This is a genomic window from Kitasatospora sp. NPDC058063 (assembly GCF_042885395.1).
GTDB classification, from domain to species: domain Bacteria; phylum Actinomycetota; class Actinomycetes; order Streptomycetales; family Streptomycetaceae; genus Kitasatospora; species Kitasatospora lactacystinica.
In genome coordinates this window covers 232843-255685 of sequence record NZ_JBHVSD010000003.1, presented here as the reverse complement: position 1 = coordinate 255685, position 22843 = coordinate 232843, and the positions used below count along the sequence as shown (strand labels likewise).

The 22843-nt window shown below is 75.4% G+C and carries 21 protein-coding genes and 1 pseudogene; 6 read left to right on the top strand and 16 right to left on the bottom strand.

All coding sequences use genetic code 11. From position 1 onward, the window contains the following. Positions 1-8 precede the first annotated feature (8 nt). The 3 genes from ACFVUY_RS07750 to ACFVUY_RS07740 form a co-directional block, all read right to left on the bottom strand. A complete protein-coding gene (locus ACFVUY_RS07750) occupies positions 9-443 on the bottom strand; it encodes a glutaredoxin domain-containing protein (protein WP_387728100.1) in 435 nt (144 codons plus the stop codon). Between the two features lie 11 nt (positions 444-454). Further along, a complete protein-coding gene (locus ACFVUY_RS07745) occupies positions 455-928 on the bottom strand; it encodes a very short patch repair endonuclease (RefSeq protein ID WP_387728098.1) in 474 nt (157 codons plus the stop codon). 63 nt (positions 929-991) lie between these two features. Beyond that, positions 992-2269, bottom strand: coding sequence for an MFS transporter (locus tag ACFVUY_RS07740; RefSeq protein ID WP_387728096.1), 1278 nt, complete (start codon positions 2267-2269; stop codon positions 992-994). 192 nt (positions 2270-2461) lie between these two features. Between ACFVUY_RS07740 and ACFVUY_RS07735 the strand changes: the two are divergent. Both ACFVUY_RS07735 and ACFVUY_RS07730 read left to right on the top strand, forming a co-directional pair. Next, positions 2462-2746, top strand: a pseudogene (locus ACFVUY_RS07735) (HxlR family transcriptional regulator); the annotation flags it as partial. Between the two features lie 314 nt (positions 2747-3060). Next, positions 3061-3717, top strand: coding sequence for a hypothetical protein (locus ACFVUY_RS07730; RefSeq protein WP_387695586.1), 657 nt, complete (start codon positions 3061-3063; stop codon positions 3715-3717). A gap of 124 nt (positions 3718-3841) precedes the next feature. Here ACFVUY_RS07730 and ACFVUY_RS07725 read toward each other — a convergent pair whose 3' ends face one another. Next, positions 3842-4711: an NAD-dependent protein deacetylase gene (locus tag ACFVUY_RS07725; protein ID WP_387728094.1), complete on the bottom strand. Its 870-nt coding sequence runs from the start codon at positions 4709-4711 to the stop codon at positions 3842-3844. A 530-nt stretch (positions 4712-5241) separates the two neighbouring features. Then, positions 5242-6045, bottom strand: a complete 804-nt coding sequence (locus ACFVUY_RS07720; RefSeq protein WP_387728092.1) for a class I SAM-dependent methyltransferase — start codon at positions 6043-6045, stop codon at positions 5242-5244. Between the two features lie 271 nt (positions 6046-6316). Here ACFVUY_RS07720 and ACFVUY_RS07715 point away from each other — a divergent pair, with 271 nt between their 5' ends. Beyond that, positions 6317-7003, top strand: a complete 687-nt coding sequence (locus ACFVUY_RS07715; RefSeq protein WP_380630408.1) for a Tat pathway signal sequence domain protein — start codon at positions 6317-6319, stop codon at positions 7001-7003. An 87-nt stretch (positions 7004-7090) separates the two neighbouring features. Here ACFVUY_RS07715 and ACFVUY_RS07710 read toward each other — a convergent pair whose 3' ends face one another. From ACFVUY_RS07710 to ACFVUY_RS07680, 7 genes are read right to left on the bottom strand one after another with little or no spacing between them, the layout of a single operon-like run. Further along, the gene (locus ACFVUY_RS07710) at positions 7091-7864 is read right to left on the bottom strand and encodes a methyltransferase domain-containing protein (protein ID WP_387728090.1); all 774 of its coding nucleotides are present in this window, start codon (positions 7862-7864) and stop codon (positions 7091-7093) included. Between the two features lie 3 nt (positions 7865-7867). Then, the gene (locus ACFVUY_RS07705; RefSeq protein WP_380540500.1) at positions 7868-8626 is read right to left on the bottom strand and encodes an SDR family oxidoreductase; all 759 of its coding nucleotides are present in this window, start codon (positions 8624-8626) and stop codon (positions 7868-7870) included. A gap of 23 nt (positions 8627-8649) precedes the next feature. Then, positions 8650-9513, bottom strand: a complete 864-nt coding sequence (locus ACFVUY_RS07700; protein WP_387728087.1) for a TauD/TfdA family dioxygenase — start codon at positions 9511-9513, stop codon at positions 8650-8652. A gap of 12 nt (positions 9514-9525) precedes the next feature. Continuing rightward, positions 9526-10800, bottom strand: coding sequence for an aspartate aminotransferase family protein (locus tag ACFVUY_RS07695; RefSeq protein WP_387728224.1), 1275 nt, complete (start codon positions 10798-10800; stop codon positions 9526-9528). Positions 10801-10811: 11 nt separating this feature from the next. Then, positions 10812-15263 carry an AMP-binding protein gene (locus ACFVUY_RS07690; protein WP_387728085.1) on the bottom strand — a complete coding sequence of 1484 codons (4452 nt, stop codon included), beginning with the start codon at positions 15261-15263 and terminating at the stop codon, positions 10812-10814. Then, the gene (locus ACFVUY_RS07685) at positions 15260-15838 is read right to left on the bottom strand and encodes a DUF6309 family protein (RefSeq protein WP_387728083.1); all 579 of its coding nucleotides are present in this window, start codon (positions 15836-15838) and stop codon (positions 15260-15262) included. The genes ACFVUY_RS07690 and ACFVUY_RS07685 overlap by 4 nt, the downstream gene beginning before the upstream one ends. Before the next feature lie 11 nt (positions 15839-15849). Beyond that, entirely contained in the window at positions 15850-16677 is an 828-nt protein-coding gene (locus ACFVUY_RS07680; RefSeq protein ID WP_380540512.1) for a phytanoyl-CoA dioxygenase family protein, read from the bottom strand. A 374-nt stretch (positions 16678-17051) separates the two neighbouring features. On the opposite strand from ACFVUY_RS07680, the gene ACFVUY_RS07675 reads away from it, so the two are divergent. From ACFVUY_RS07675 to ACFVUY_RS07665, 3 genes are all read left to right on the top strand, one after another. After that, positions 17052-17714, top strand: coding sequence for a TetR family transcriptional regulator (locus ACFVUY_RS07675; protein WP_387728081.1), 663 nt, complete (start codon positions 17052-17054; stop codon positions 17712-17714). 127 nt (positions 17715-17841) lie between these two features. Next, complete coding sequence (locus ACFVUY_RS07670; protein WP_359898515.1) at positions 17842-18036, top strand: DUF1918 domain-containing protein; 195 nt, start codon at positions 17842-17844, stop codon at positions 18034-18036. A gap of 44 nt (positions 18037-18080) precedes the next feature. Then, positions 18081-18785: a DedA family protein gene (locus ACFVUY_RS07665; protein WP_387728079.1), complete on the top strand. Its 705-nt coding sequence runs from the start codon at positions 18081-18083 to the stop codon at positions 18783-18785. A gap of 7 nt (positions 18786-18792) precedes the next feature. Here ACFVUY_RS07665 and ACFVUY_RS07660 read toward each other — a convergent pair whose 3' ends face one another. The 4 genes from ACFVUY_RS07660 to ACFVUY_RS07645 form a co-directional block, all read right to left on the bottom strand. Continuing rightward, complete coding sequence (locus ACFVUY_RS07660) at positions 18793-19533, bottom strand: PIG-L deacetylase family protein (protein WP_387687950.1); 741 nt, start codon at positions 19531-19533, stop codon at positions 18793-18795. A gap of 252 nt (positions 19534-19785) precedes the next feature. After that, positions 19786-20991, bottom strand: coding sequence for an MFS transporter (locus ACFVUY_RS07655; RefSeq protein WP_387687952.1), 1206 nt, complete (start codon positions 20989-20991; stop codon positions 19786-19788). Positions 20992-20996: 5 nt separating this feature from the next. Continuing rightward, the gene (locus ACFVUY_RS07650) at positions 20997-21569 is read right to left on the bottom strand and encodes a GNAT family N-acetyltransferase (RefSeq protein ID WP_387687954.1); all 573 of its coding nucleotides are present in this window, start codon (positions 21567-21569) and stop codon (positions 20997-20999) included. Next, positions 21566-22780: a type III PLP-dependent enzyme gene (locus ACFVUY_RS07645; protein WP_387728222.1), complete on the bottom strand. Its 1215-nt coding sequence runs from the start codon at positions 22778-22780 to the stop codon at positions 21566-21568. The genes ACFVUY_RS07650 and ACFVUY_RS07645 overlap by 4 nt, the downstream gene beginning before the upstream one ends. Positions 22781-22843: the final 63 nt, after the last annotated feature.

The following is a 22843-nucleotide window of genomic DNA, read 5'->3' as shown; positions in this document are numbered from 1 at the left end:
GCCGCCGCTCAGGTGGCGGACAGCTGTCCGCGCACCCACGCGGGGTCGGGGTTGGTGTGCGGCCGGCCGTCCACGACGACCGTCGGCACGGTCTCGTTGCCGTCGTTGGCCGCCCGTACGACCGCCGCCGCCTCCGGGTCGCTCCAGATGTCGACCCAGTGCAGCCGCCGGGCCGACCGGCCGAGCCGAAAGCGCAGCCGCAGGCAGTACTTGCAGCCCGGCCGCCAGTACACCACCGGCCGGCCGTCGGCCGCGCTGCGGCGCTGCGCTTCCGCCGCACCGGGCGACTTCGGGAAGACCAGCGGCGAGTTCACGGCCGCGAGCCCGACGAACGGCACCAGGAACAGGGCGGCCGCCCCACCGTTCCCGTCGAGGGCCGGGCCGCTCGCGACGGCCGCACCGCCGAGCACCAGCAGCAGCGGCAACATCCACACACGCATCATGGCGCCCCAGGCTATCCGGCCGCTTCCGACCCGTCAGGCCCCCGCCGGGGCGGGGCGGCCCGGGCGGGGCGCTTCCGTTGGTGGTCCACCGTCTCGGCGACACGCAGCGCGACATCCTCGGGCGTCTCGTGCTCCCAGAAGCGGAGCACCGTCCAGCCCTCGTCCCGCAGATGCTCCGTCGTCTCGGTGTCGCGCTCGATGTTGCGGCCCAGCTTGGTCCGCCACCATTCGGCGTTGCTCTTGGGGTGCGTGGCGTGCTGCGGGCACCCGTGCCAGAAACAGCCGTCGAGGAAGACCGCCACCTTCGGCCCCGGGAAGAGGATGTCCACCGTACGGCGAGGCATGCCCGGCACCGGCCGCTGGACACGGTAGCGGTACCCACCGGCGTGGAGCAGACGGCGGACGGCCAGTTCCTGGGCGGTGTCCCGCGATGCCTGTCGGCTCATGCGGGCGGAGACGGCGGGTGTGGACGGTACCGGCGACATAGTGCCATTCTCGTCCACCGGTCCGACAGTCGTGCGCGGCCCGGGAGACGCCGGTCGCCCGCGTCAGGCGAGGTCGCGCACCCGGCGGATCGAACCGGCCAGCAGGATCGCCGGGCCGGCCAGGCTGCACACCGCCAGCAGGAGCAGCGCCGTGCGCGGGCCCCAGGCCGTGGAGGCGGCCCCGGCCAGGACCGCGCCGACCGGGATGGCGCCCCAGGAGACGAACCGGACGGTGGCCATCACCCTGGGGAGCAGCTCCGGCGGGGTGTGGGTCTGCCGGTGGGTGCGGGTGACGATGCTGGTGACCACCACTCCCGCCGAGAAGCCCGCGTTGCCGACGGCGAACACGAGCGCCGCCCAGCCGGAGCCGGCCGCCGGGAGCAGGAAGGTGAAGAGGGCGGCGATCAGCGCCGCCCTCCGCAGGGCGCCGCCGCTGCCGATCCGGGAGACCACCCGGGGTGTGAGGGCGGCGCCGATCAGGCTGCCCAGGCCGCCGGTGGCCATCAGGGCGCCGACGGCGGCGGCCGGCGCGTCGAGGGTGTCGACCAGGAACACCGGGGTGAGTGTCATCAGCCCGCCGGCGACGAAGTTGACCGCGGTGGCGTCGGCGGCGCACGGCCCGATCACCGGGTGCCGGGTGACGAAGTGCCAGCCCTCGCGGATCTGTTCCCGCATCCCCGCGCCGGCCGGGCGGGCGACGGCGGACCGTTCCGCGCGGGGCAGGCTGCGCAGCAGGGCCGCCGAGACCAGGTAGCTGACCGCGTCCAGCACCATCGCGGCCGCGCCGCCGACGAGTTGGACCAGCACCCCGCCGAGCGAGGGGCCGGCCAGCTCGGTCGCGGCGCTGCTGCCGGAGAGCAGGCTGTTGCGGGCGGTCAGCTCCTCCCTGGGGACGATGGAGGGCAGGAACGTGGAGTTTCCGACGTCGAAGACCACGCTCGCCAGCCCGACCAGCAGCGCGACCGCCACCAGGTGCGGCAGGCCGAGTCCGCCCAGCGCAGCCGCCACCGGAACCGAGGCCACGGCCAGCCCGCGCACCAGGTCCATCACCACCTGGGTGCCGCGCAGCGGGAGCCGGTGGACCAGGACGCCGGCAGGCAGCCCGACCAGCAGCCACCCCAGGTACCCGGCACCGGCGATCAGGCCGACCTGCCAGGCCGTCGCGTGCAGGGTGAGCACGGCGATCAACGGCAGCGCGACACTGGTCACTTGGTCCCCGAGCCGGCTGACCAGCGATCCCGTCCAGTAGCGCCAGAACACTCCTGCCGAAGTCCGGCGTCGCGCCTCGTGCTCCGCTCCCCGGTCCGCCGCGACCGCTGTCCGCGTCGTCACCTTCACCATCGGGCCCACCCCTTCTGTCGCAACCTGTCCACCGCACCGGACTGGGCATCAGCCGCCGCGTCCTCACCGAGCGCCTCAAGGCGCTGATCGCCGCCGGGGCGCCGGAGAAGCGGCCCGCCGCGTGCCCGGCCCGACCGGCCACTGGCTGCCCGAGCCGGAACTCCCAGCCGCCACAGGCGAGTCGACCGACCCCGCGACGCCCGGCTCCACGGCGCCAGCACCCAACGCCCGGACCAGCTCTGCGCGTTCGCCGAGCACGCCCGCATCCCCTTCCCGCTGCTCTCCGACGCCGAAATCCGGCCGACCGCCGCGCTGCGCCTGCCCACTGTCCGGGCGGCGGGCGTCGACCGGCTCAAGCGGCTCACCCTCGTACTGGACGCCACCCGCACTGTCCGCGGGGTCCTCTGTCCGGTGGTCGACCCGGCGGGATCGGTCGAGGACGCCCTCGCTCCGATCGACGGGCTCGCACCACATTGATGGCAGGCCGCAACGGCCCGCCCCGACGCACCGGGCGTCCGCACAGCCGCCCGGGTCCTGACGTGCCCCTGCCCAACTCAACCGACGCCCACACCCCGGGGGGCGAAACGCGCCACGGCCGCACCACGGCGCCCCGGCCGGTCGCCCCGGCCCCGCTCCGGTCGGCTCCCGGCCGCCTCCACCGGAGGGCTACCCGCAGGACTACCCGGAGGGCTCGCTTCCAGATTGTGACGTGCCCCTGTCTAGTTCGTTCCCGTCCTGGTGTGGTGGGATGAGGCCTCACGGGGATGAACCGCTGACGGGGGTGGGTACTGGTGCGGAGTGGATGGCTGCGGGAGCTGGACGGGGACGCGGCGCGCCTGACGGCCGTGGGGCTGGTGCGGCTGGGGGCACAGGACTGGCTGAGTACGGAGGCCGGGGAACCGGCCTGGATGGGCGGACTGCGGGCGGCCTCGTTCGCCGACGCCTGGCTGGCGTTCGGCGACGGACCCGCGTCCGGGCTGCGGGTGCCCGCGCCGGCGCTCCTGCGGGCCCTGGTGGCCCGGGCCGCGGAGCTGGTGCTGCGCTCCTGCCGGGAGGACGGGCCGGCGGCGCTGGAATGGCTGGGGCAGCGCTCGGCGGAGGCTCGTGAACAGGCGCAGCGCGAGGGCTCCTCGCACCCGGCCGAGCCCTGTGCGCTGACCCTGGTGTGGCACGGCGTGCAGGCGCTGACCTCCGAGGACGGGCCGTGCCACGCCCGCCGGATCGAGGAGCGCGGCGAGGCGTACGTACGGGAGCGGCACCGCCGCCAGGACACCCTGGCGCTGGTGCTGTGCTGCACCCGGATCGCCGCGGCCGCGCTGGTGGAGCTGTGCGAGGGCGATCCGGAACGGGTCGGCGGGTGGCTGGAGCAGGACGCGGCGCGTTCCATGCCGCGCGGCGGCCGGGTGCCGCTGTGGGTACCGGGCCGGCCCGCCCTGCCGGCCGGCTGAGCGCACCTGCCTCGGTGGGCCCGGCCCGGTGCGCTGAGCCGGGCCGAGCCGGGCCGGGCCCACCAGGGCTGCGAACAGGCCGTTCAGGGCGCCGTTCGGGCCGCTCACTGCCCGAACAGGCCCGTCAGGCCGCGTCGAGCAGCCGGGCGACCTCCGTCATGGCCGGTCCCAGCGGCAGGTCGAGCCGGAGCGCGGCGAGTTCGTCGCCGCGCGTCGGCCCCTGGTTGACGATCGCGACCGGCAGCCGCGACCGGGCGGCGCGGCGCACGAAGCGCAGCCCGGACAGGACCGCCAGCGAGGAGCCGAGGACCACCAGCGAACTGGCCGCGTCGACCAGTTCGAAGCAGTGCTCGACCCGGGGCAGCGGGACGTTCTCGCCGAAGAAGACCACGTCGGGTTTGAGCACGCCGCCGCAGTCCGTGCAGGCGGCGACCCGGAAGCCGTCCACCACGGGCTGCGGCAGCTGCGCGTCGCCGTCGGGCCGCAGCTCCGCCCCGATCGGCCGGAAGCCGTGGTTGAGCTCCTCCAGCCGCCGGTCCAGCTCGGCCCGGGTGCTGGTGCGGCGACAGTCGAGACAGACCACCCGGCGGAGTCCGCCGTGCAGCTCGACGGCCTCCCGGGTGCCGGCCGCGTGGTGGAGACCGTCCACGTTCTGGGTGATGACCGCCGCGACGTGCCCGGCCCGGCGCAGCCGTTCCACCGCGTGGTGTCCGGCGTTGGGCCGGGCCCCGGCGATCGCGGGCCAGCCGGTGTGGCTGCGGGCCCAGTAGCGGCGCCGGGCGTCGGCGCTGCCGGTGAATTCCTGGTACGTCATCGGGGTGCCGCTGCGGCGGCGGCCGGTGGCGCCGCGGTAGTCGGGGATCCCGGACTCGGTGGACAGGCCCGCCCCGCTGAGCACCACCGTGCCACGCCGCTCCAGCAGCCCTACCAGGGCTTCCAGCCCCTCCCCCGGTGGCACGGCGGCCCGTACGCCCGGGTGTTCGAACGCGTCCATACCGTCGAGGTTAGACCGAGGACGGCCCCCGGTTCCCCGCGCGGCCGGAGGGATCCTCGGCGGCGCCGGTGGCGAAGGCCGTGATCCGCTCCAGGAGCGGGTTCCAGCCCCGGGTGGTGTCCACGGCCCGGCAGGGGGCGTCCAGCGCGATCGGCGTCCAGGACTCGATCGGCCGCTCGCCGCGCGCGATGCAGCGCAGCAGTTCGCCGTCCGTGTGGACGGCCCGGCCGGGCGGCGGTCCGCCGCCGGATTCCGGTCCGCCGTCGGGAGTCGGGGCTCGGCCGGAGGTCGCATCATGACCGGTGAGTCCGCACCGGGCGGTCGCCGCCCGCCACCTCCCCTGCGGATGGCGGACGGCGACCGGCGGGACCGCACCGCCGGAACCTTCCGGAGCCGCCGTTCCAGTGCACCCTCCCCTCGGGAAACCCGGTCGACGCGGAGGTGAACAGGGCCGAACCGCCGCTACAGGAACGGATGTTGCCGCGCCCGGGCGCGGAGCGCGCGGCCGGGGCCGGGGCCGACCACCCACGTCACGGCCGGCGCGCCCAGGCGGAGATCATCGGGGCGGTGGCCAGGTCGAGCCGGCCGCCGGCGACGTTGGCCAGGTGGCGGTCGATCTCCTCGTCCGTCGCGAGCCCTTCCCGCACCAGCAGCCCGCGGATCTGCCGGACCGTCGCGTCCTCCAGGACCGCGCAGGCCGGCGAGGTGATCGGGAAGTAGGCGTCGGCCTGGACGTCGACGAGGCCGGCCTCGCGCAGCGCCCGGGGCAGTGTCCGCCCGTACGCGAGGTCGGCGCCGCGCCCGGCCATCAGGGTGCGGAAGCCCGACCGCAGCCGGTTGGCGAGGCGCTCGTCGGGCCCGGACTCGTCCGGGCAGAGCAGCGGTTGGAGGGCCGGGTCGGCGTCCTCCAGGAGCAGCCGGCCGCCGGGGCGCAGCGCCCGGACCATCCGGCGCAGGGCCTCGGCGCGGTCGGCGACGTGCACCAGGACCAGCCGGGCGTGCACCAGGTCGAAGCCGCCGGGCGGCGGCGGGTCGGCGGCCACGTCGTGGCGCAGCACCTCGATCACGCCGCCGGCGGCGGGGGCGGTCCAGGAGACGTCGATGTCGGTGGCGACCACCGTGCCGGTCGGGCCGACGCGTTCGGCGAGCCCGAGCGGCACCGAGGGGCCGCCCGCGCCGACCTCCCAGCAGCGCATGCCGGGGCCGATTCCGAGGGCGTCGACGTGCCGGAAGGTCACCGGGTCGAACAGCTCGGCGAGGGCGCGGAAGCGGATGCCCGCCTCCGACTGGCGGTTGTCCAGGAGGTAGCCGTGGTCGCTGTCGTGCTCAGCCATGCCGGAATTCTCGCAGGCCGCGGGGCCGCCGGGTGCTCCGGCCCCTCGGGGCGGCGGGGTCGGGTCGGTGAGTAGGCGTTCAACCTGGCTCCGGAGACGGCGAGTTGGGGTTTATTGACGAAAAGTCAGCAAGTTCGTCCCATCGCCTTGACGGCGCACGGACACGGCTGGACCGTAGGGAAACCGGAAACGCCGCGCGCTCCCCGGTCCCCACCGCTCGGGAGCCGCGAGAGGACGTCTTCTCGCCCCTCACCGAGGAAGAGGTTTTCCCATGCGCTTCAGCCGTCACCTCGCCGTCACCGCCGCCGCCGTCTGCGCGGCCGGCGCACTGGCCGCCGCCCCCGCCTCCGCGTCACCGCAGCCCCTCGCCGCCGGTCCGGTGCTCACCACCGGGAGCGCGGGCGGTACCGCCGTCGCCGTGGGCGACGCGCTCGCCGCGCCGCTCGCCACCGGCACCAAGGCCACCTTCTACTCGACCGCGACCAGCACCACCGGCGTCACCTGCGCCACGTCGCAGCTCTCGGCCTCGGTGCTGGGCAACCCGGCGGCGCCGGGCAGCGCGACCGCCTCGCTGACCGGGCTGACCTTCGGCTCGTGCACCGCCAATGTCACCGGGGTCACCTCGGTGCGCAGCCTGACGGTCGGCAACCTGCCGTACGGCGTCACCGTCTCCGACGCGCCCGGACTGCCGGTCACCCTCACCGGCGGGTCCGCCGGGACGATCCAGGCCACCGCCGTCCTGGACACCTGGTTCGGCACCATCACCTGTTCCTACCAGCTGAGCGGCGCCTTCACCGGCAACGCCGACAACGCCGCGCACAGCCTGGCCTTCCGCACCGAGCACTTCGCCAAGAGCGGCGGCTCGACGCTCTGCCCGGCCGACGGCTACTTCTCCGCGACGTACGGCCCGGTGGCCGACACCAGCCAGGCGGGCGGCCCGGCGGTCTTCGTCAACTGACCGCCCCGCGGGACCACCGGGGTGGGCGCGGCAACGCCGCCGCGCCCACCCCGGTTCCCGTCGTCCGGCCCTCGACCGGCCGGCCGCTCAGGCCCCCGGCTCCCGGTGCCGCCACCGCACCGGGTCCACGGCCTCCGCCGCGCCCCGTGCGCCCGACGCGCCCGACACGCCCGGTGCGGTCCGGGCCGACGGCCGGTGGGCGGCGGTGGAGAGCACCAGCAACTCGTTCCCCCCGGGCCGGTACTCGTAGGACACCTGCTCCACCCGGCTCGGGACGCCGAGTTCGGCCAGTTCCCCGCGCAGCCGGTCCAGCCCCTGGTAGCGGACTCCCGTGTCGTACACCACGAGCGGGAAGATCCGGACCTCCCGGCGCGCCACCCGGGCGAGTTCCAGCAGGGCCGCCCGGTGGAAGTCCTCGTCCAGCCGGTTGCCGTAGGAGAACAGCAGGTGCGAGCTGAGCACGAGGTCGAAGGAGTCGTCGGCGAAGGGGAGTTCGGGCAGCGAGCCGGCCACGTAGCGCTCGGGTCGGGCTGCGATGTCGGCGCGGAAGGTACGGGCGTTGGCGGTCCACTGGCCGATCATGTCGTCCGCGTCGGCGTACCAGGACCGGTCCCAGCCCTCGGTCTCCTTCACCAGCAGCTCGCGTTTGAACGCCGTCTCCCGCTCCACCAGCAGGCCCAGCTCCTCGCGGTGCTCGGCGTACTGGAGGTCGACGGCGACGGCGTCGACACCGCGCCGCCCGGCCTCGGCGACGAAGCTCGCCGCGCCGGCCGGGCAGTCCAGGATGCGCTGCTCCAGGTCCTGGTCCCCCAGCGCGAACATCGCCCGGTACTCCGCGAAGGAGCGTGCACTGACCAGCACGGCTCAACCCCGCCCGACGAACGGCATGGTGGTCGGCAGCACCACCAGGGACTGGATGGTGGTGTCCGGCGGCTGCGAGGCCATCAGCACCAGCGCCTCGGTGAAGCGGTCCACCGGGATGGTCGCCTCGACGGCCATGGTCCGGTCGGCCTGCATCGCGGCCGGCTGCGGACCGCCGTCCACCGGGGTGACGTTGCCGACGTCGATCTGCCCGCAGGAGATGCCGTACGGCCGGCCGTCCAGGGCGAGCACCTTGGTGAGGCCGAGGACGGCGTGCTTGGCGGCGGTGTACGCGATCGAGTTGGGGCGCGGCACGTAGGCCGAGGGCGCGCCGTTGTTGATGATCCGTCCGCCCTGCGGGGACTGGGTGCTCATCACCCGGAAGGCCTCGCGGGCGCAGAGGAATCCGCCGGTGACGATGGTGTCCAGCACCCGGTTCCAGTCCTCGAACGGGGTCTCGGCGATCGGCCGGCGCGGGGCGGCGGCGCCCGCGTTGTTGAACAGCAGGTCCAGTCGGCCGTACCGGTCGAGGACGGTGTCGAAGAGCCGGGCGACCTCCTCGGGGCTGCGGATGTCGGTCGGGACGGGCAGCACCCGGTCGGCGGCCGGGCCGGCCAGGGCCGCGGTCCCCTCCAGCGCGTCCTTGCGGCGCCCGGCGACGACCACGGTCCAGCCGGCCGCCAGCAGGGCCAGCGCCGAGGCCCGGCCCAGGCCGCTGCCCCCGCCGGTGACGATCGCCACCCGTCCGTGCGGTGCGGTCACCGCACCGGGATCTCCTCCGCTGTTCACGGCGCCCACTCCTCCCCCTCGTTCACCCAGACCCGCAGCATCCGCCGGGAGTACGGCCCGGGCTCGTCGACGAACGGCGAACGCCCGTGCAGCACCCGGCTGTTGCGGATGATCAGCAGGTCCCCGGCGGCCATCGGCAGCCCGAAGGCGATCTCCGGCCGGTAGAGCACCTCGTCCAGCACGCCAAGCGCCTCCCACTGATGGTCCGTCAGTTCCGGCCCGCCGCGGTCGGGCGAGGAACGGACGGTGCGGGTCTGGTAGTAGCAGCCGACCGTCCCGTCCTTGCGGTCGTACAGGATGGGGGTGACCACCACCTGCGGGCCGGCCCGGCCGCTGCGCTCGAAGGTCCACTCCTCGCGGAGCGTGGCCAGCGCGTCGGGCCGCTCCCGCTGGATCAGGTCGTGCACGTGCCGGGCGCTCGCCAGCTTGGTCAGCCCGCCGCCGTCGAAGGCGGGCCGCAGGCACAGCAGGACCAGCAGGTCGCAGGTGTCGCAGTGGAAGCCGAGTTCGGTGTTGCCGTCACCGTCCTGGTCGTGCAGCACCGAGGTGAGGTCGCCGCGCCCGTTCTGCGGGACGATCCGGCCGAAGTCCCGCAGCAGGAAGGAGAGCACCTCGGTGATCTCCTGCTCCGGGTGGGCCGGGTCCACCAGGCCGCTCACATGGGTGATGCCGACCGAGTCGGCGGCGTTCCGGACGAACTCCCGCAGCCGGGCCCGCACCTCCCCGGCCGCGTCCCACCGCCCGGCCCGCGCGTCGGCCCAGAGCAGCCGCCGGTCCTGCTCCCCCAGCGGGAGCGACCAGAGCTCCCGCCGGGCGTCCAACTCCAGGCTGCTCCAGCCGATTTCGGTCACCGCATCCATGTCCTCTCCTCCCTACCGGTCGCCGGCCGCAACGGCCTTCGCCCACAACTCCAGGCCCTCGTCGATCTGTTCGGCCGTGACGACCAGCGCGGGGATCATCCGGACCACGTTGAGGTGGATCCCGCACAGCAACAGCAGCAGCCCGTGCTCGGCCGCGGCCTGCTGGGCGCGCCGGGCCGCCTCCGGGTCCGGCGTGCCGTCGGGACGGCAGAACTCGCTGGCGGCCATCAGCCCGAGCCCGCGGACGTCGGCGATCCCGGGCGTCCCGGCGGCCACCGCCCGCAGCCCGGCCAGCAGCCGGACGCCCTGCTCGGCCGCGTTCTCGACCAGCCGCTCCTCGCGCAGCACGTCCAGGGTCGCCAGCGCGGCGGCGCAGGCCACCGGGTTGCCGCCGTAGGTGCCGCCCTGCGAGCCCGGCCAGGCGCGCCCCATCAGCTCGGTGGGCGCGGCGATCGCGGACAGCGGGAAGCCGCTGGCCAGCCCCTTGGCGGTGATCAGGACGTCGGGACGGACGCCGGCCCCGCCCGGGTGGACGCTCTCGTGCTCGTGGGCCCAGAACCGGCCGGTACGCCCGAAGCCGGTCTGCACCTCGTCCACCACCAGCAGGAAGCCGTGCCGGTCGGCCCGCTCGCGCAGCCCGGCCAGGAAGCCGGGCGGGGCCGGGACGTAGCCGCCCTCGCCGAGCACCGGCTCGACGAACACGGCGGCCGTCTCGGCGGGCGCGGAGACGGTGGCGAGCACCTCGTCCAGTCCGCGCAGGGCGTGCGCCACGGCCTCGTCCTCGGACAGGCCCAGCCGGAACGCGGCCGGGAAGGGCGCCACCGCGACCCCGGGCATCAGCGGGCCGATACCGGCCCGGAACCGGGTGCCGGCCGTGGTCAGCGAGGCCGCGCCCATGGTCCGGCCGTGGAAGGAGCCCTCGAAGACGATCACGTTCTGCCGTCCGGTGGCGTGCCGGGCGAGCCGCAGCGCGGCCTCCACCGCCTCGGTGCCGGCGGTGGCGTAGAACAGCGAGTCCAGGCCGGGCGGCAGCACCTCGCCGAGCCGCTCGGTGAGCGTGAGGAGCTGGTCGTGCAGCACGGTGGTGTACTGCCCGTGGATCAGCCGGCCGGTCTGCTCCCGGACGGCCTCGACCACCTTCGGGTGACAGTGGCCGGTGCTGGTCACCCCCACTCCGGAGGTGAAGTCGAGGTAGCTGCGGCCGGCGGCGTCGTAGAGGTGGAGGCCTTCGCCGCGTACGGCGACGACCGGGGTGGCCTGCTTGAGCGCCGGGGAGAGCTGGGACACGGGGCCTGCCTTCACGGGTTGGTCCTGCCTTCACGGATGTCGTCACGACGTCGGTCGCGACGTTCGTCACGGATGTCGTCACGGGTGTCGTCACGGATGTCTTCACGGGTGGGTGGGATCGGGCCGGCGCCCGGCAGGTAACCGGCCTCGGCGGCCCAGGTGAGCGCGGCCGACCACCACTGCGGGGTCGGCGCGGCGAAGCGCACACCCAGCCGGTCGAGCACCGCGGTGGTGTACGCGCTGTCCACCAGCACCCGGCGCTCCTCCTGCGCCGCCCACGCGGCGGCCACCCGGGCGGCCGTCGGGTGGCGGCGCTCGGCCCGGGCCAGGGCGGCCGCGAAGCCCTCCTCGTCGGTGAGCCGCACGGAGTGGCCGTGCCCGGCCAGCCACCGCACCAGCTCGTCGTGCGGGACGGCGTGCGGCGTCTCCACGTGGTACGCGCCGGGCGCGGTGTACGGGTCGAGGGCGATCGCGGCGATCCCGGCGGCCACCGTGTCCACGTACGAGAACGCGAACGCGGTGTCCGGCCGGCTCGGCGCGGCGCCGGCCAGCAGGTAGCCGCGGATCAGTTGGTAGATCCGGTTGTCGCCGGCGTTGGCCTGGAACGCGCCGGTCCGGCTGTGCGCCGCGATGTGGCCGCTGCGATGCAGGTGGGCGGTGTGCCCGCGGGCGGCCCAGGCCCGGACGGCCTGCTCGGCCCGGTACTTGGTCCGCTCGTACGGGGTGCGGAAGTACTGGCCGATCTCCAGGTCCGCCTCGCTGAAGCGGCGCGGCGGGCCGTCGACGCCGCCGGAGACGGCGAGCGTGGAGACGTGGTGGAGCCGGGCGTCCGGCGCGTTCTCCCCGACCCAGTCGAGCAGCCGCCGCACCGCCGTGTGGTTGGTGCGCTCCAGCTCGTCGGGCGAGGCCACCAGCCGGACGTCCGCCGCCGCGTGCACCACCAGGTGGGCGCCCCGGGCGAGTTCCAGCCCGGCCGGGGAAAGGCCGAGGCCGTCCCGGTCGATGTCCCCGGCGAGCGCGCGGACGGGGCCGGCCGCCCCGGAACCGAGCCGCTTCAGCGCCTCGGCGTCGTCCGCGGCCCGCACCAGGCAGGTGACCTCGGCTCCACGGCGGAGGAAGGCCTCCAGCAGGTGCCGCCCGAGGTAGCCGGTGGCGCCGGTGAGCAGCACCCGGGCGGGTTCGCGCACCCTCGCCCGGGCCGCCGGGGCGACGCCGGGGTGCAGCAGCTGGCCGGAGGTGGACAGCGGCGCCCGGACGACCGGTGCGGCCTCCGGGGCCCGCGCCTCGGCCGCCACCACCCGGGCGAACCACCCGGTGATCCGCTCGGCGGCGGAGTGCGGCAGGCCGGGCTGCCCGTACACCAGGTCGGCGACCAGCCGCTGCTCCACCACCCGTGCGGTGAGGCGCAGTTCGTACAGCGGGTCGCCCCCGGTACAGCGGGCCGTCCCGGCCTGTTCGGCGGCGACCGTCCAGTCCAGCGCGGGTTCCTCGGGCAGCCGGAAGGTGCCGAGGAAGTTGAAGCCGACGGCGGGCCGCCCGCCGGGCGCGTCCATCGGCCGGACGGGTGCCTCGCGCAGCCGCCGCGCCACGGCGTCCGGGGTGGCCCCGGCGTCCAGCGCGACGTGCTTGACCGCGGTGAACCAGCCGACGGTGTCCAGGAATTCGCCCTCGTCGCCGACCGCGTCCCGGCCGTGGGTCTCGACCTCCACCGCGAGCCGGGGGCGGCCGCTGTCGCCGGTGACGGCCCCGGCGAAGGCGGCCAGCAGCACGGCCTCCAGCCCGGACCCGGCGCCGTGCCGGGCGATCAGCCGGGCGGTGGCCGCCGGGTCGAGCGCCCAGCTGAGCGCGCCGGGCTCCCCGGCCTCTGCGACGGCAGGTTCTCCGACGGCGCCCGCCCCGACGGCGGGCTCCCCGACCGCGGGTTCCCCGGCCTCCCCGGCGGCCGGCTCGACAGCGGGCGACGCGGCCGCCGCCCAGGCGTAGAAGTCCGCCGTCGGCGGCAGATCGGCCGGCTTCCGGTCGAGCACCGCCCGGTACGCGTGCGCCAGGTCGTCCAGCAGGATCCGCCAGGACAGCCCGTCGACCACCAGGTGGTGCGCGATCAGCGCGAGCCGGTCGTCGGTGCCGGGCGGACCGGTGAACAGGTGGGCGCGCAGCAGCCGGCCGGCCGCCGGGTCGAGGCTGCGGTGGAGTTCGGTGCAGACTCCGGCGACCGTGTCGGCGATCTCCCCGGCCGCGCGCGGGATCCGGGAACAGGAGACCGGGTCGAGGCCGGCCACCTCCCGGAGCTCGCCGCAGCCGTCGGGGGTGACCGGGCGGCGCAGCGCCGGGTGCCGCTCCAGGACGGCCGCGACGGCCGCCGAGAGCGCCTCCGGGTCGACGGCGGTGCGGCAGCGCAGCAGCACGGACTGGTTCCAGTGCCGCGGCTCCCGCAGCGACCCCTGCCGGTACAACCAGCGCTGCGCCGGGGCGAGTCGGTAGCCGCCGGCGTCACCGCGCGGGGCGGGGACGGACGGCGCGGCCGGGACCGCGGCCGCTGCCAGGCCCTCGGCCGTCGGGTGCCGGTAGAAGTCCTCGTAGGCGACCCGCAGGCCGGAGCGCCGCAGGAAGGCGATGGTGCGCATGGCGAGGATGGAGTCCCCGCCGAGGGCGAGCACGTCGGCGCGCGGACCGACCGCGGGCAGGCCGAGGGCGCCCGCCCAGAACCGGGCGATCTCCCCGGCCGGGCCGCTCCCGGCGGTGCCGCTGGACTCCGCCCGGGCCTCGACCAGTTCGGCCGCCAGCTCGGCCAGCCGCTGCCGGTCGAGCTTGCCGTTCGGCCCGACCGGGAACTGCGGCAGTACCAGGATCGGCTGCGGCACGGAGTAGCCGGGCAGCCGGTCCCGCAGGTGCGCGCGCAGGTCCTCCAGCATCTCCTCCACCGCCGACCCCGCCGACTCCGCCGGCCCTGTTGCCCCCGTCGGCCCCTCCGAGTCACCGGCTCCACCCAACAGCCGGACGACGCCGATCAGTTGGTTGCCGAGTGCGGTCTCCCGCAGCAGCGCCGCCGAGCGGGCGACGCCGGGGTGGCCGTCCATCGCCCGCTCGACCTCGGCGAGGTCCACCCGGTAGCCGCGGACCTTCACCTGGCGGTCCACCCGGCCCAGGAAGACCAGGTCGCCGTCCGCCCGCCGGCGGCACAGGTCCCCGGTGCGGTAGACGAGTCGGCCGTCGTGCCGGACGAAGCCGCGCGCGGTCTCGGCCGGCCGGCCGTAGTAGCCCGCGGTCACGCCCCGGCCCCCGATGAGCAGTTCGCCGACCGTGCCGTCCGGTACCGCCCGGCCGGCGCCGTCCACCACGGTCAGCAGCACCTCGCCGATCCCGGTGCCGATCGGTACGGTCGGCTCCTCGGCGGGCAGTTGGCCGGCGGAGGTGACGAGCAGGCAGGTGGCGCCGACGGTGGTCTCGGTCGGGCCGTAGTGGTTGGCCAGCCGCGCGGTGGTGCCGCGGTCGAGCAGGGCGGCGGCCAGCGGACGGGGCAGCGGCTCGCCGCCGAGCAGCACGGTGTGCAGCGGCGGGGAGTCGGCCGGGCGGCCCTCCAGCAGGGCGGTCAGGTGCGAGGGGGTGGTCTTCAGCACGTCCACCCGGGCCCGGCGCAGCGAGGCCCAGAACGCCTCCGGGTCGCGCACCTCGCGGTCCGGCACGAGGTGCACCGAGCCGCCGGTGGCCAGGGCGAGCAGCCAGGCGGTGTGGCCGAGGTCGGCGGCCAGGGTGGTGACGTGCGCGGCGCACGGGGCGTCGGCCTCGGTGAGGCCGAGCCGCCCGGCCAGCTCCCGGGCGTAGTGCACGGCGTTGGCGTGGGTGACGGCCACCGCCTTGGGCTCGCCGCTCGACCCGGAGGTGAAGGAGAGGTAGGCGAGGTCCTCGCCCCGTACCTCGACGGTCGCCGACCGCGGCCCCGGCAGCGCCTCGACGGCCGGCGCGACCCCGACGCCGGTGCCCGGCGTCTGCCCGGTCCCGGTGCCGGGCGCCTCGGCGTGCTCGGCGCCCGGCGTCCGCCCGGCCCCGACGTCCACCACCTCCCCGCCGAGCCCGCCCTCGGTGGCCAGTACCCGGGCCACCCGCACGGACGCCAGCCGCCGGGCCAGGTCGGCCGCCGACCAGTCCGGATCGGCCAGCACGGCCGCCGCGCCCGAGCGCAGCACCCCGTACAGCAGCACCAGCATCCGGGCGTCCCGGGGCCCGACCAGGGCGACCCGGTCGCCCCGGCCGGTGCCGGCGGCGGCCAGCCGGGCGGCGATCCGGCCGGCCGCGGCGTCGACCGTGCGGTAGTCGAAGCTGCGGACCCCGTCGCCCAGGGCGGGCCGGTCGGGGTGGGCCCGGGCGAGGTGCGCGAGAAGTTCGGGCAGCGAGCGGGCACCGCGGACGGGGTCGGCCGCGTGGCCGCGGGACGCGGAGCGGAGGTGCTGCGTCGCGGGGGTCACGCCGACTCGCCCCCCGTCCGGCCCGTCCGGCCCGCCCGGGCCGGCCCGGCGACCACCCCCGGGTCGCCCACCAGGTATCCGTCGAGCAGCGCCCGCTCGGGCAGCCGTCCGGCCAACTCCCAAGCCATCATGCGGTGCAGGCCGTCGAGGTGGATCAGCCCGGACCGGACCGCGAGGTCCCCGTAGTCGGAGTGGTCGACGGGCGCGGTGCTGAGGAAGACGGGCGTGAACGGTGCCCACCGCAGCAGCCGCAGCTTGGCCGCGCAGACCGGGTTGGCGACGGCCCAGGCGGCTCCGCCGGCGCGGACCCGCTCGGCCGCCTCGGCCACCGTCAGCCCGGAGCGCGGCACCGTTTCGAGCTCCCCGCCCTCGCTGAGGTGCCAGGGCAGCACGACGCCCAGGACGTCCGCCCGGGAGAGCCGGATCCGCCACCAGCCGCCGGGGATGCGGTCGGCACGTTCGAGGTTCTCCTCGCCGTACATGTTGCTGTTCGCCTCGTGGGCCCGCTCCACCGGGTGGTCCCGCAGGTAGGCGTCGTGGACCTCGGGGAAGGCGACGGCGGTGACGATCTCCACGGCAGTGCTCCTCAGACGGTTCCGGTGTACTCGGTGCGGGCGTGTTCGCCGGCGGTGTACTCGGTGAAGTGCCGCTCGGCGAACAGCTCGGGCCACTGGCCGTCGGCCAGGTCCAGTTCGCGGGCCCGGGCGAGCATCTGCCGCCAGTAGGGCTTCACCGGGCGCCAGCGCGCCCCGACCTGGCAGTAGGAGGCGTCGACGAAGTACCGGGGGTGGCCCGGCCCTTCGGGCGCCGGTCTGCGGGTGTGGAACAGCGCCGAGTTGAGCAGCACCGTGGAGCCGGGCGGCAGCCGGTCGAGGACCACCTCGCCGGGCAGTTCCGCGGTGCCGTGGTGGGCGAAGGCGGACTTGCCGACGGTGCGCAGGTGCGAGCCGGGCAGCACGGCCAGGCTGCCGACCCGCTCGTCCAGTCCGCCGAGGTAGTGCAGCGCGTGGACCATCAGCAGCGACGGGTCGGAGCGGTCGTTGGGCTCGCAGTCGTGGTGCCAGGCCTTGCCCGGGATCCCCGGGTCCTGGCGGTCGCTGTGCAGGTGGTGGAAGACGAAGTCCGGCCCGAGCAGGCGGGTCAGGGTGCGCAGCAGCGGTGGGTGGGTGAGGAGTTCGCCGTGGGCGGGCAATTCCAGTTCCAGCAGCGGGGGCGGTCCGTGGCGTAAGGGGTCGGCGCACGCGGCGATCGACCGGGCCCGCAGGCCCTCGTCCACCCACCGGTCGACCTCGGGGGCGAGGCGTTCGCGCAGCGCTTCCGGCAGCAGGCCGGGCAGGACCAGGTATCCGGACTCCAGGAACTGGCGGCGGTGCTCGGTGTCGAGGGCCTCACGCCCTCCGGAGTGCAACGTCACCGAACCGATCCCCTCCTTCCGTCGGGCGGGCACACACAGGGTCGTGACGCCACGGGACGTGGCGCGGGCAGTGGAGGCACACGTGTCGTCCAGACCTCGGGTGGCGGCGGTGCGTCCGTCACAGGCGTCTCGGCCGCCACAGCTGAATCGCGATCACCACGAAGAGGCATGCGTTGATCACGCAAAGTAGTCCGCCCCAGGAGTATGAACCTGTCATCGCGTCCACGACAAGGCCTATACCAGCTCGTGGACACCTTCCCGCCACCGTGCCGTTCAGCTCCGGCCACCAGTCGGCTCCCGCCCCACGGGGAACTCCGGGCCGTTCGCGCCCCGGTGATTCGCCGCCGTCACGGCGGATGCGGCACAGTGAGGTCATGAGCGACAGGAGTCACCCCGCCCCCGGACCGGTCAGGCGCCGCCCGGTCCAGCAGCGCAGCCTGGAGCGGTACGGCCGCATCCTGGACGCCTGCGCCGGGCTGCTGGACGAGGTCGGGGCGACCGCGCTCACCACCAAGGAGGTCGCCCAGCGCGCCCAGGTGCCGATCGGCACCCTCTACCAGTTCTTCGCCGGCAAGGAGGACCTGCTGGCCGCGCTCGCCACCCGCAACCTCGACCACTACCTCCAGCGCCTGGACGCCCGGCTGGCCGCCGCCGCGCCGGTCGGCCCCGCCCTCTTCACCGACCTGGCCGTGGAGGAGTTCGTGGCGATGAAGCGCGCGGTGCCGGGCTTCGGCCAGCTGGACTTCGGCTTGGCGGGCCCGGCCGTCCCCAGCGGTGTCCAGGACGACCTGCACCTGCTGGACGCGGGCGTGGACAACAACACCGCCGTCGCGCTGCGGCTCCAGGCGCTCGGCGGCGAACTGTTCCGGGCGGGCGACCCGTCGGCCACCACGCTGACCCTGCGGGTGGCCCTGGAGGCCGCCGACGCGGTGCTCAAGCTGGCCTTCCGGGAGGCGCCCGACGGCGATCCGGCGCTGATCGCCGAGTGCAAGCGGTTGGTCCGCGGCTACCTCGCGCAACAGTCCTCCGCCCGCTGACGCCGGCCCCCGCGCCCCTCGCGCACCCCGTCCGCCCGAGGCGTTGCGCGCCCGCCGCACCCGCAGCACAGTGGATAGCGGGAACGGCCGTGGAGGCGGCCGGGCACACGACCCGAGGGAGCAGACCATGCAGGCAGCGGTAGGTGACCAGCTCCACATCCACAGCAGGTCGGTGGGCATGGTGGACCAGAAGGGCGAGATCGTCGAGGTGCGCGGCACCGACGGACAGCCGCCGTACATGGTCCGGTTCGAGGACGGCCACGAGGGTCTGATCTACCCGGGCCCCGACTGCAACATCGAGCGTCGCGAGGCGAACCTCTGACCGACACCCCCGTCACCCCGCCCCGCGCGAGGTGGTGAGGAGCGGTGTCCGCTCCCCCGACCCCGCTGCCCGGGGCACTCGCCGGGCTCGCGCCACTGCTGGACCACTACGGGTACCTCGCGGTGGCGCTGCTCGTGCTGCTCGACAACTGCGGCATCCCGGTGCCCGGACAGACCGTGCTGGTGCTGGCCTCGGTGTACGCCGGCGCCGGGCACCTCGACTTCGCCGCCGTCCTGCTGGTCGCGGCCGGCGCCGCCGCGCTCGGCAACAGCCTCGGCTACCTGATCGGCCGCACCGGCGGGCGCGCCTTCGTCCACCGCTGGGGCCGCTACGTGCTGCTCACCCCCGCCCGGATGGACCGCGCCGAGGACTTCTTCGCCCGGCACGGCGGCAAGGTGGTCACGGTCGCCCGCTTCGTGGACGGGCTGCGCCAGTACAACGGGATCATCGCCGGGACCACGGAGATGCCCTGGCGCCGGTTCCTGCCGTTCAACCTGCTGGGCGCGGTGCTGTGGACGGCGGTCTGGGGCACCTTCGGCTACCTCGCCGGGGCCAACATCGGCGCGGTGTACCGCACGGCGCTGCGCTACCAGGTCTGGTTCGCGGTCGGGCTGGGCGTGCTGGTCGCCGCCGTCCTGCTCCGGCAGGTGCTGCGCCACCGGCGCCGGCGCCGCACGGGCACAGGCACCGGCACGGGCACGGGCACCGGCACAGGCACAGGCACGAACACCGGCACCGGGCCCGAGTAGCCGCCGGTCAGCCCAGCGGGAACACCTCGAACGGCACCGCGAAGCGCGTCCCCAGCCGGCTGCCCGCGCCCCGGCCGAAGCCCTCCAGGAACTCCCGCGGCTCCGCCATCGCCCCGCCCAGCCCGGCCAGGTATGCCTTGTGCTCCTCCAGCGAGGCGACGCCCCGGTCGAAGTGCGCGGTGGTGTCCACCGCGTGCCCGGCGTCCGGCGAGGCCACCGCCCAGATCTGCCGCACGCCGTTCCACGGCTCGTGGCCCTCGGCCAGCAGCTCGCGGAACACCCAGCGGTTCCCGGCGTCCCGGACCCCGTCCAGGGTGGCCCGGCCGACCGCGATGTGGTCGGCCTGGTTGAGGAACTGCCCGCCGTAGGTGTCCCGGAAATTGCTGGTGATCACGATGTCCGGCCGGTGCCTGCGCACCACCCGGGCGATGTCCCGGCGCAGCGGCAGCCCGTACTCCACGACCCCGTCCGGGTGTCCGAGGAACTCGACCGTGTCGACGCCGACCACGCGCGCCGAGGCGATCTGCTCGGCCTCGCGCAGCGGGCCGCACTCGGCCGGGTCCAGCGAGTCGATGCCCGCCTCGCCGCTGGTGACCATCGCGTAGACGACCTTCTTGCCCTGCGAGGTCCAGCGGGCGACGGCCGCGGCCCCGCCGTACTCCATGTCGTCGGGGTGGGCGACGATCGCCAGCGCGGTCTGCCAGTCCTCGTCGACGGGCTCGAAGGGCTCGGGGGCCTGCTCGGTCATGCTGCTCGTTCCTCTCGGTGCGGCTCACGGTCGTACGGACGCACCACAGTCGCACGGCCGTACCACCCGTGACTCTAGAAGACCCGCATCCCCCACGCCCCGTCAGACACCTTCGCCCCCGGTCGGCTTGCCCCTGACGCGGGCTTCAGGGGTTGGCGTCCGGGCGTCCCTCGGCGGCACCGGCCCGCCCCGGGACCTCGCGACGGGTGTGCCGGAGGTCCCGGGCGGTCCCGGGCGGGTGTGCGGGAGGGGTCAGCTCGGGTCGGCGGCGAGCAGAGGATCGGCGGGGGCGGCGGAGGTGTCCTGGCCGGGCCAGCGGATCCGGGTGGCGCAGAGGGAGACGACGGCCGCCGAGGCGGCGACGGCGGCCATGCCCCAGAGCAGGCTGGTGGCACCGGCGATGAAACCGATCATGGCGGGGCCGGCCAGCAGGCCGGTGGTGCCCATGGCGGCGACCAGCGAGAGGGCGTCGGCGCCCTGCCGGGCGGCGGCGACGTAGACGCACGGGGTCACCGCGGCCACGCCGAGGCCGACGCAGGCGAAGCCGAGCAGGGTCGGGACCACGCCGCCGACCGCCAGGGCCAGGGCGAGTCCGAGGCCGGCCAGCAGGCTGCCGGTGCGCACGATCCGGCCGTCGCCGAAGCGGGTGCGCCAGCCGTCCGCGAAGATCCGGGCGCAGACCATCATCACCGAGACCACCGCGATGCCCAGCGGGGCGAGCCCGGCGCCGGCGTGCACGTAGTCCTTGAGGTAGAGCGCCGACCAGTCGTTCATGGCGCCCTCGGTGACGGTGCCGAACACCATCGCCAGGCCCATCCAGAGGGTCGCGACGGTCGGCAGCACGAAGCCGCGGCGCCGCTTCCTCTCCTCCGGTTCGGCGGCTTCGGCCGGCCGGTCCGCCAGCAGCCCCGGCCGGGCCGTCACGACCAGCACCGCGAGCAGCGCCGCGGCCACCCCGAAGTGCACCGCCAGGGTGCCGGTGACGGAGGTGACGCCCGAGGCCAGCAGGGCGGCGAGCAGCGAACCGGCGCTGAAGGTGGCGTGCAGCCGGGACATCGTGGCCCGCTCGAAGCGGGCCTCCAGCGCGGCGCCCTGGGCGTTCATCGCGACGTTCAGGCAGCCGACCGCGACGCCGTCGAGGAACAGCACCAGCAGCATCACGGGGTAGTTCGGCACCACCGACAGGGCGAGCAGGATCACGCCGAGGGCGAGCGCGGACAGCACCGAGAGCAGGCGGGAGCCGAGCCGCCGGGTCAGCACCGCGACCAGGGGGAAGGACACCGCCGCGCCGATTCCGCAGGTCATCAGCAGCAGGCCGATCTGGGCCTCGCCCAGATCGAGCCGGGCCTTGAGCGCGGGCACCCGGGAGACCCAGGTCGCGTACTGGAATCCGAGGACGAAGAACAGGGCGCCGATGGCCACTTGGGACCGGCGGAAGTCGTCGCGAACGGGGGACATCGGTATCAGCCCACTTCGGCTCTGGAGTACGGCCCGCGGATCGCGGTGGAGTGCGGCAGCGGCCGGACCGGGACGGCGTCCAGCGGCATCGCCATGTAGACCGCCCGGGTGCCGTAGCTCTCGGGCAGGTCGATCTCGGGCCGGGCGCGGTAGCCCAGCGGGGTCCACAGCACGTGCGAACCGCGGACGGCGACCAGCGAGGCGCTCCGGTAGCCGGCCGTCCGGGCGGTGTGCTCCAGGTGTCGCAGCAACCGCAGGGACAGGCCCCGGCCGCGCAGGTCCTCGGAGATCACCAGGTCGTGGGCGTGCATGTTGGTCGGCCGCTCGCCCGCGTCGGCCCCGTCCTCGCCGCGGCCGAGGTCCGGGCAGCGGAACAGCGGGTACGGCAGGGCGAGCAGGTAGCCGCCGAGGCCGCCCGGGTGCTCCAGCACGAAGCAGGTGTCCGGCGAGGCCCGGTGCCGGGAGCGCAGCGCCTCGCGGCCCTCGGACAGGCCGCTGGCGGCGTAGGCGCGCTCCTCCAGCGCGACCACGGCGTCCCAGTCCTCCTCGCGGAGCAGCCGGATGCGGTACTCGCTCATCGCTCTCCTCCGTCGCGGCGCCCGCCGATGCAGCTGTACGGCAGCGGCGCGAAGCCGTTGAACCCCTGGGTGGCGTAGGCGGTGGCGTACGCGCCGCAGGAGTGGATCCAGACCGGTTCGCCGGAGCCGATCGCGCGCGGGACGCGCACCAGGCCGCCCTCCTGCGCGTACGCGTCGTCGCTGTCGCAGGTCGGGCCGGCCACCACGGCGTTGACGAACTGACCGCCCGGGTGGGTGGGGAACTCCAGCCGGTACTGGAGCTGGTCCATCTCGTACAGGCCGTTGAACTTGCCGCAGCTGAGGTAGAGCCAGTCCTCCCGGGTGCCGTCGGGCCGGTGGCGGGAGGTGAGCCGGGAGACGTGGGCGCGGATCGCGCCGTGGTCGGCGACCAGGTGCCGCCCGGGCTCCAGCAGGAACTCCAGCGGCGCGGCGTTGACGGCGCTCAGCCGCTCCATGCCCTCGCGGATCACCGCGAACATCTTGTCCAGCGGCGGGTCGAGCGGGCGTCCGCCGCGGTCGAGGACGCCGAGGGCGGGCAGGCCGCCGCCGAGGTTGATCCGGGTCGGGGTGATGCCGCGCCAGTTGAGCGCCTCCAGTACGGCGGCCAGCGACTCCACGGCGGCGCTCCAGGCTTCGGCGGTCATCTGCTGGGAGCCGACGTGCACCGACAGTCCGGACGGCACGAGCCCGGCGGTGCGGGCGGCGTCGAGCACCCGCACGGCGTCCTCGGGCGAGCAGCCGAACTTGTGGCTCAGGCCCCACAGCGCGCCCTCGCCGGTGGTCGCGATGCGGCAGAACACCCGTGCGCCGGGGGCGTGTTCGGCGATCGCCGCGACGTCCTCCAGGCTGTCGGTGGCGAAGTCCCGCACGCCCAGCCGGTGGGCCTCGGCGATGTTGCGGTCGGACTTGACGGTGTTGCCGTAGTGGATCAGTTCGGGCGGCACGCCGGTGCGCAGCGCCTGGGCGATCTCCTGCGGGCTCGCCGCGTCGAAGCCCGAGCCGAGGGCGGCGAGGTGGTCCAGCACCTCGTCCACCGGGCAGGCCTTCATCGCGAAGCGGACGGCCACGCCGGGCAGTTCGGCGCAGAGCGCGGCGTACTGGCGGCCGATGCCGTCGAGGTCGTAGATGATCCGGTCGTCGGTGGCGGCGGCGAGTGCGGCGCGCAGCGCGGTGCGGTCGTACTCGTCGGCGCGGCGCGTCTCGGTGTGCACCGCGGAGACGGCCGGGGCCCGGTGGGCGGGCGGGTGGGCGGCGCTGTGGCCGCCGGCGCGGCC

Bases quoted from the DNA above. Each gene is read 5' to 3' on its own strand.
- ACFVUY_RS07720 (WP_387728092.1), bottom strand. From the start codon at position 6,045: ATGGCTGAGCACGACAGCGACCACGGCTACCTCCTGGACAACCGCCAG.
- ACFVUY_RS07670 (WP_359898515.1), top strand. From the start codon at position 17,842: ATGCAGGCAGCGGTAGGTGACCAGCTCCACATCCACAGCAGGTCGGTG.
- ACFVUY_RS07740 (WP_387728096.1), bottom strand. From the start codon at position 2,269: ATGGTGAAGGTGACGACGCGGACAGCGGTCGCGGCGGACCGGGGAGCG.
- ACFVUY_RS07715 (WP_380630408.1), top strand. From the start codon at position 6,317: ATGCGCTTCAGCCGTCACCTCGCCGTCACCGCCGCCGCCGTCTGCGCG.
- ACFVUY_RS07655 (WP_387687952.1), bottom strand. From the start codon at position 20,991: ATGTCCCCCGTTCGCGACGACTTCCGCCGGTCCCAAGTGGCCATCGGC.
- ACFVUY_RS07675 (WP_387728081.1), top strand. From the start codon at position 17,052: ATGAGCGACAGGAGTCACCCCGCCCCCGGACCGGTCAGGCGCCGCCCG.
- ACFVUY_RS07700 (WP_387728087.1), bottom strand. From the start codon at position 9,513: ATGGATGCGGTGACCGAAATCGGCTGGAGCAGCCTGGAGTTGGACGCC.
- ACFVUY_RS07750 (WP_387728100.1), bottom strand. From the start codon at position 443: ATGATGCGTGTGTGGATGTTGCCGCTGCTGCTGGTGCTCGGCGGTGCG.
- ACFVUY_RS07650 (WP_387687954.1), bottom strand. From the start codon at position 21,569: ATGAGCGAGTACCGCATCCGGCTGCTCCGCGAGGAGGACTGGGACGCC.
- ACFVUY_RS07725 (WP_387728094.1), bottom strand. From the start codon at position 4,711: ATGGACGCGTTCGAACACCCGGGCGTACGGGCCGCCGTGCCACCGGGG.
- ACFVUY_RS07745 (WP_387728098.1), bottom strand. From the start codon at position 928: ATGTCGCCGGTACCGTCCACACCCGCCGTCTCCGCCCGCATGAGCCGA.
- ACFVUY_RS07660 (WP_387687950.1), bottom strand. From the start codon at position 19,533: ATGACCGAGCAGGCCCCCGAGCCCTTCGAGCCCGTCGACGAGGACTGG.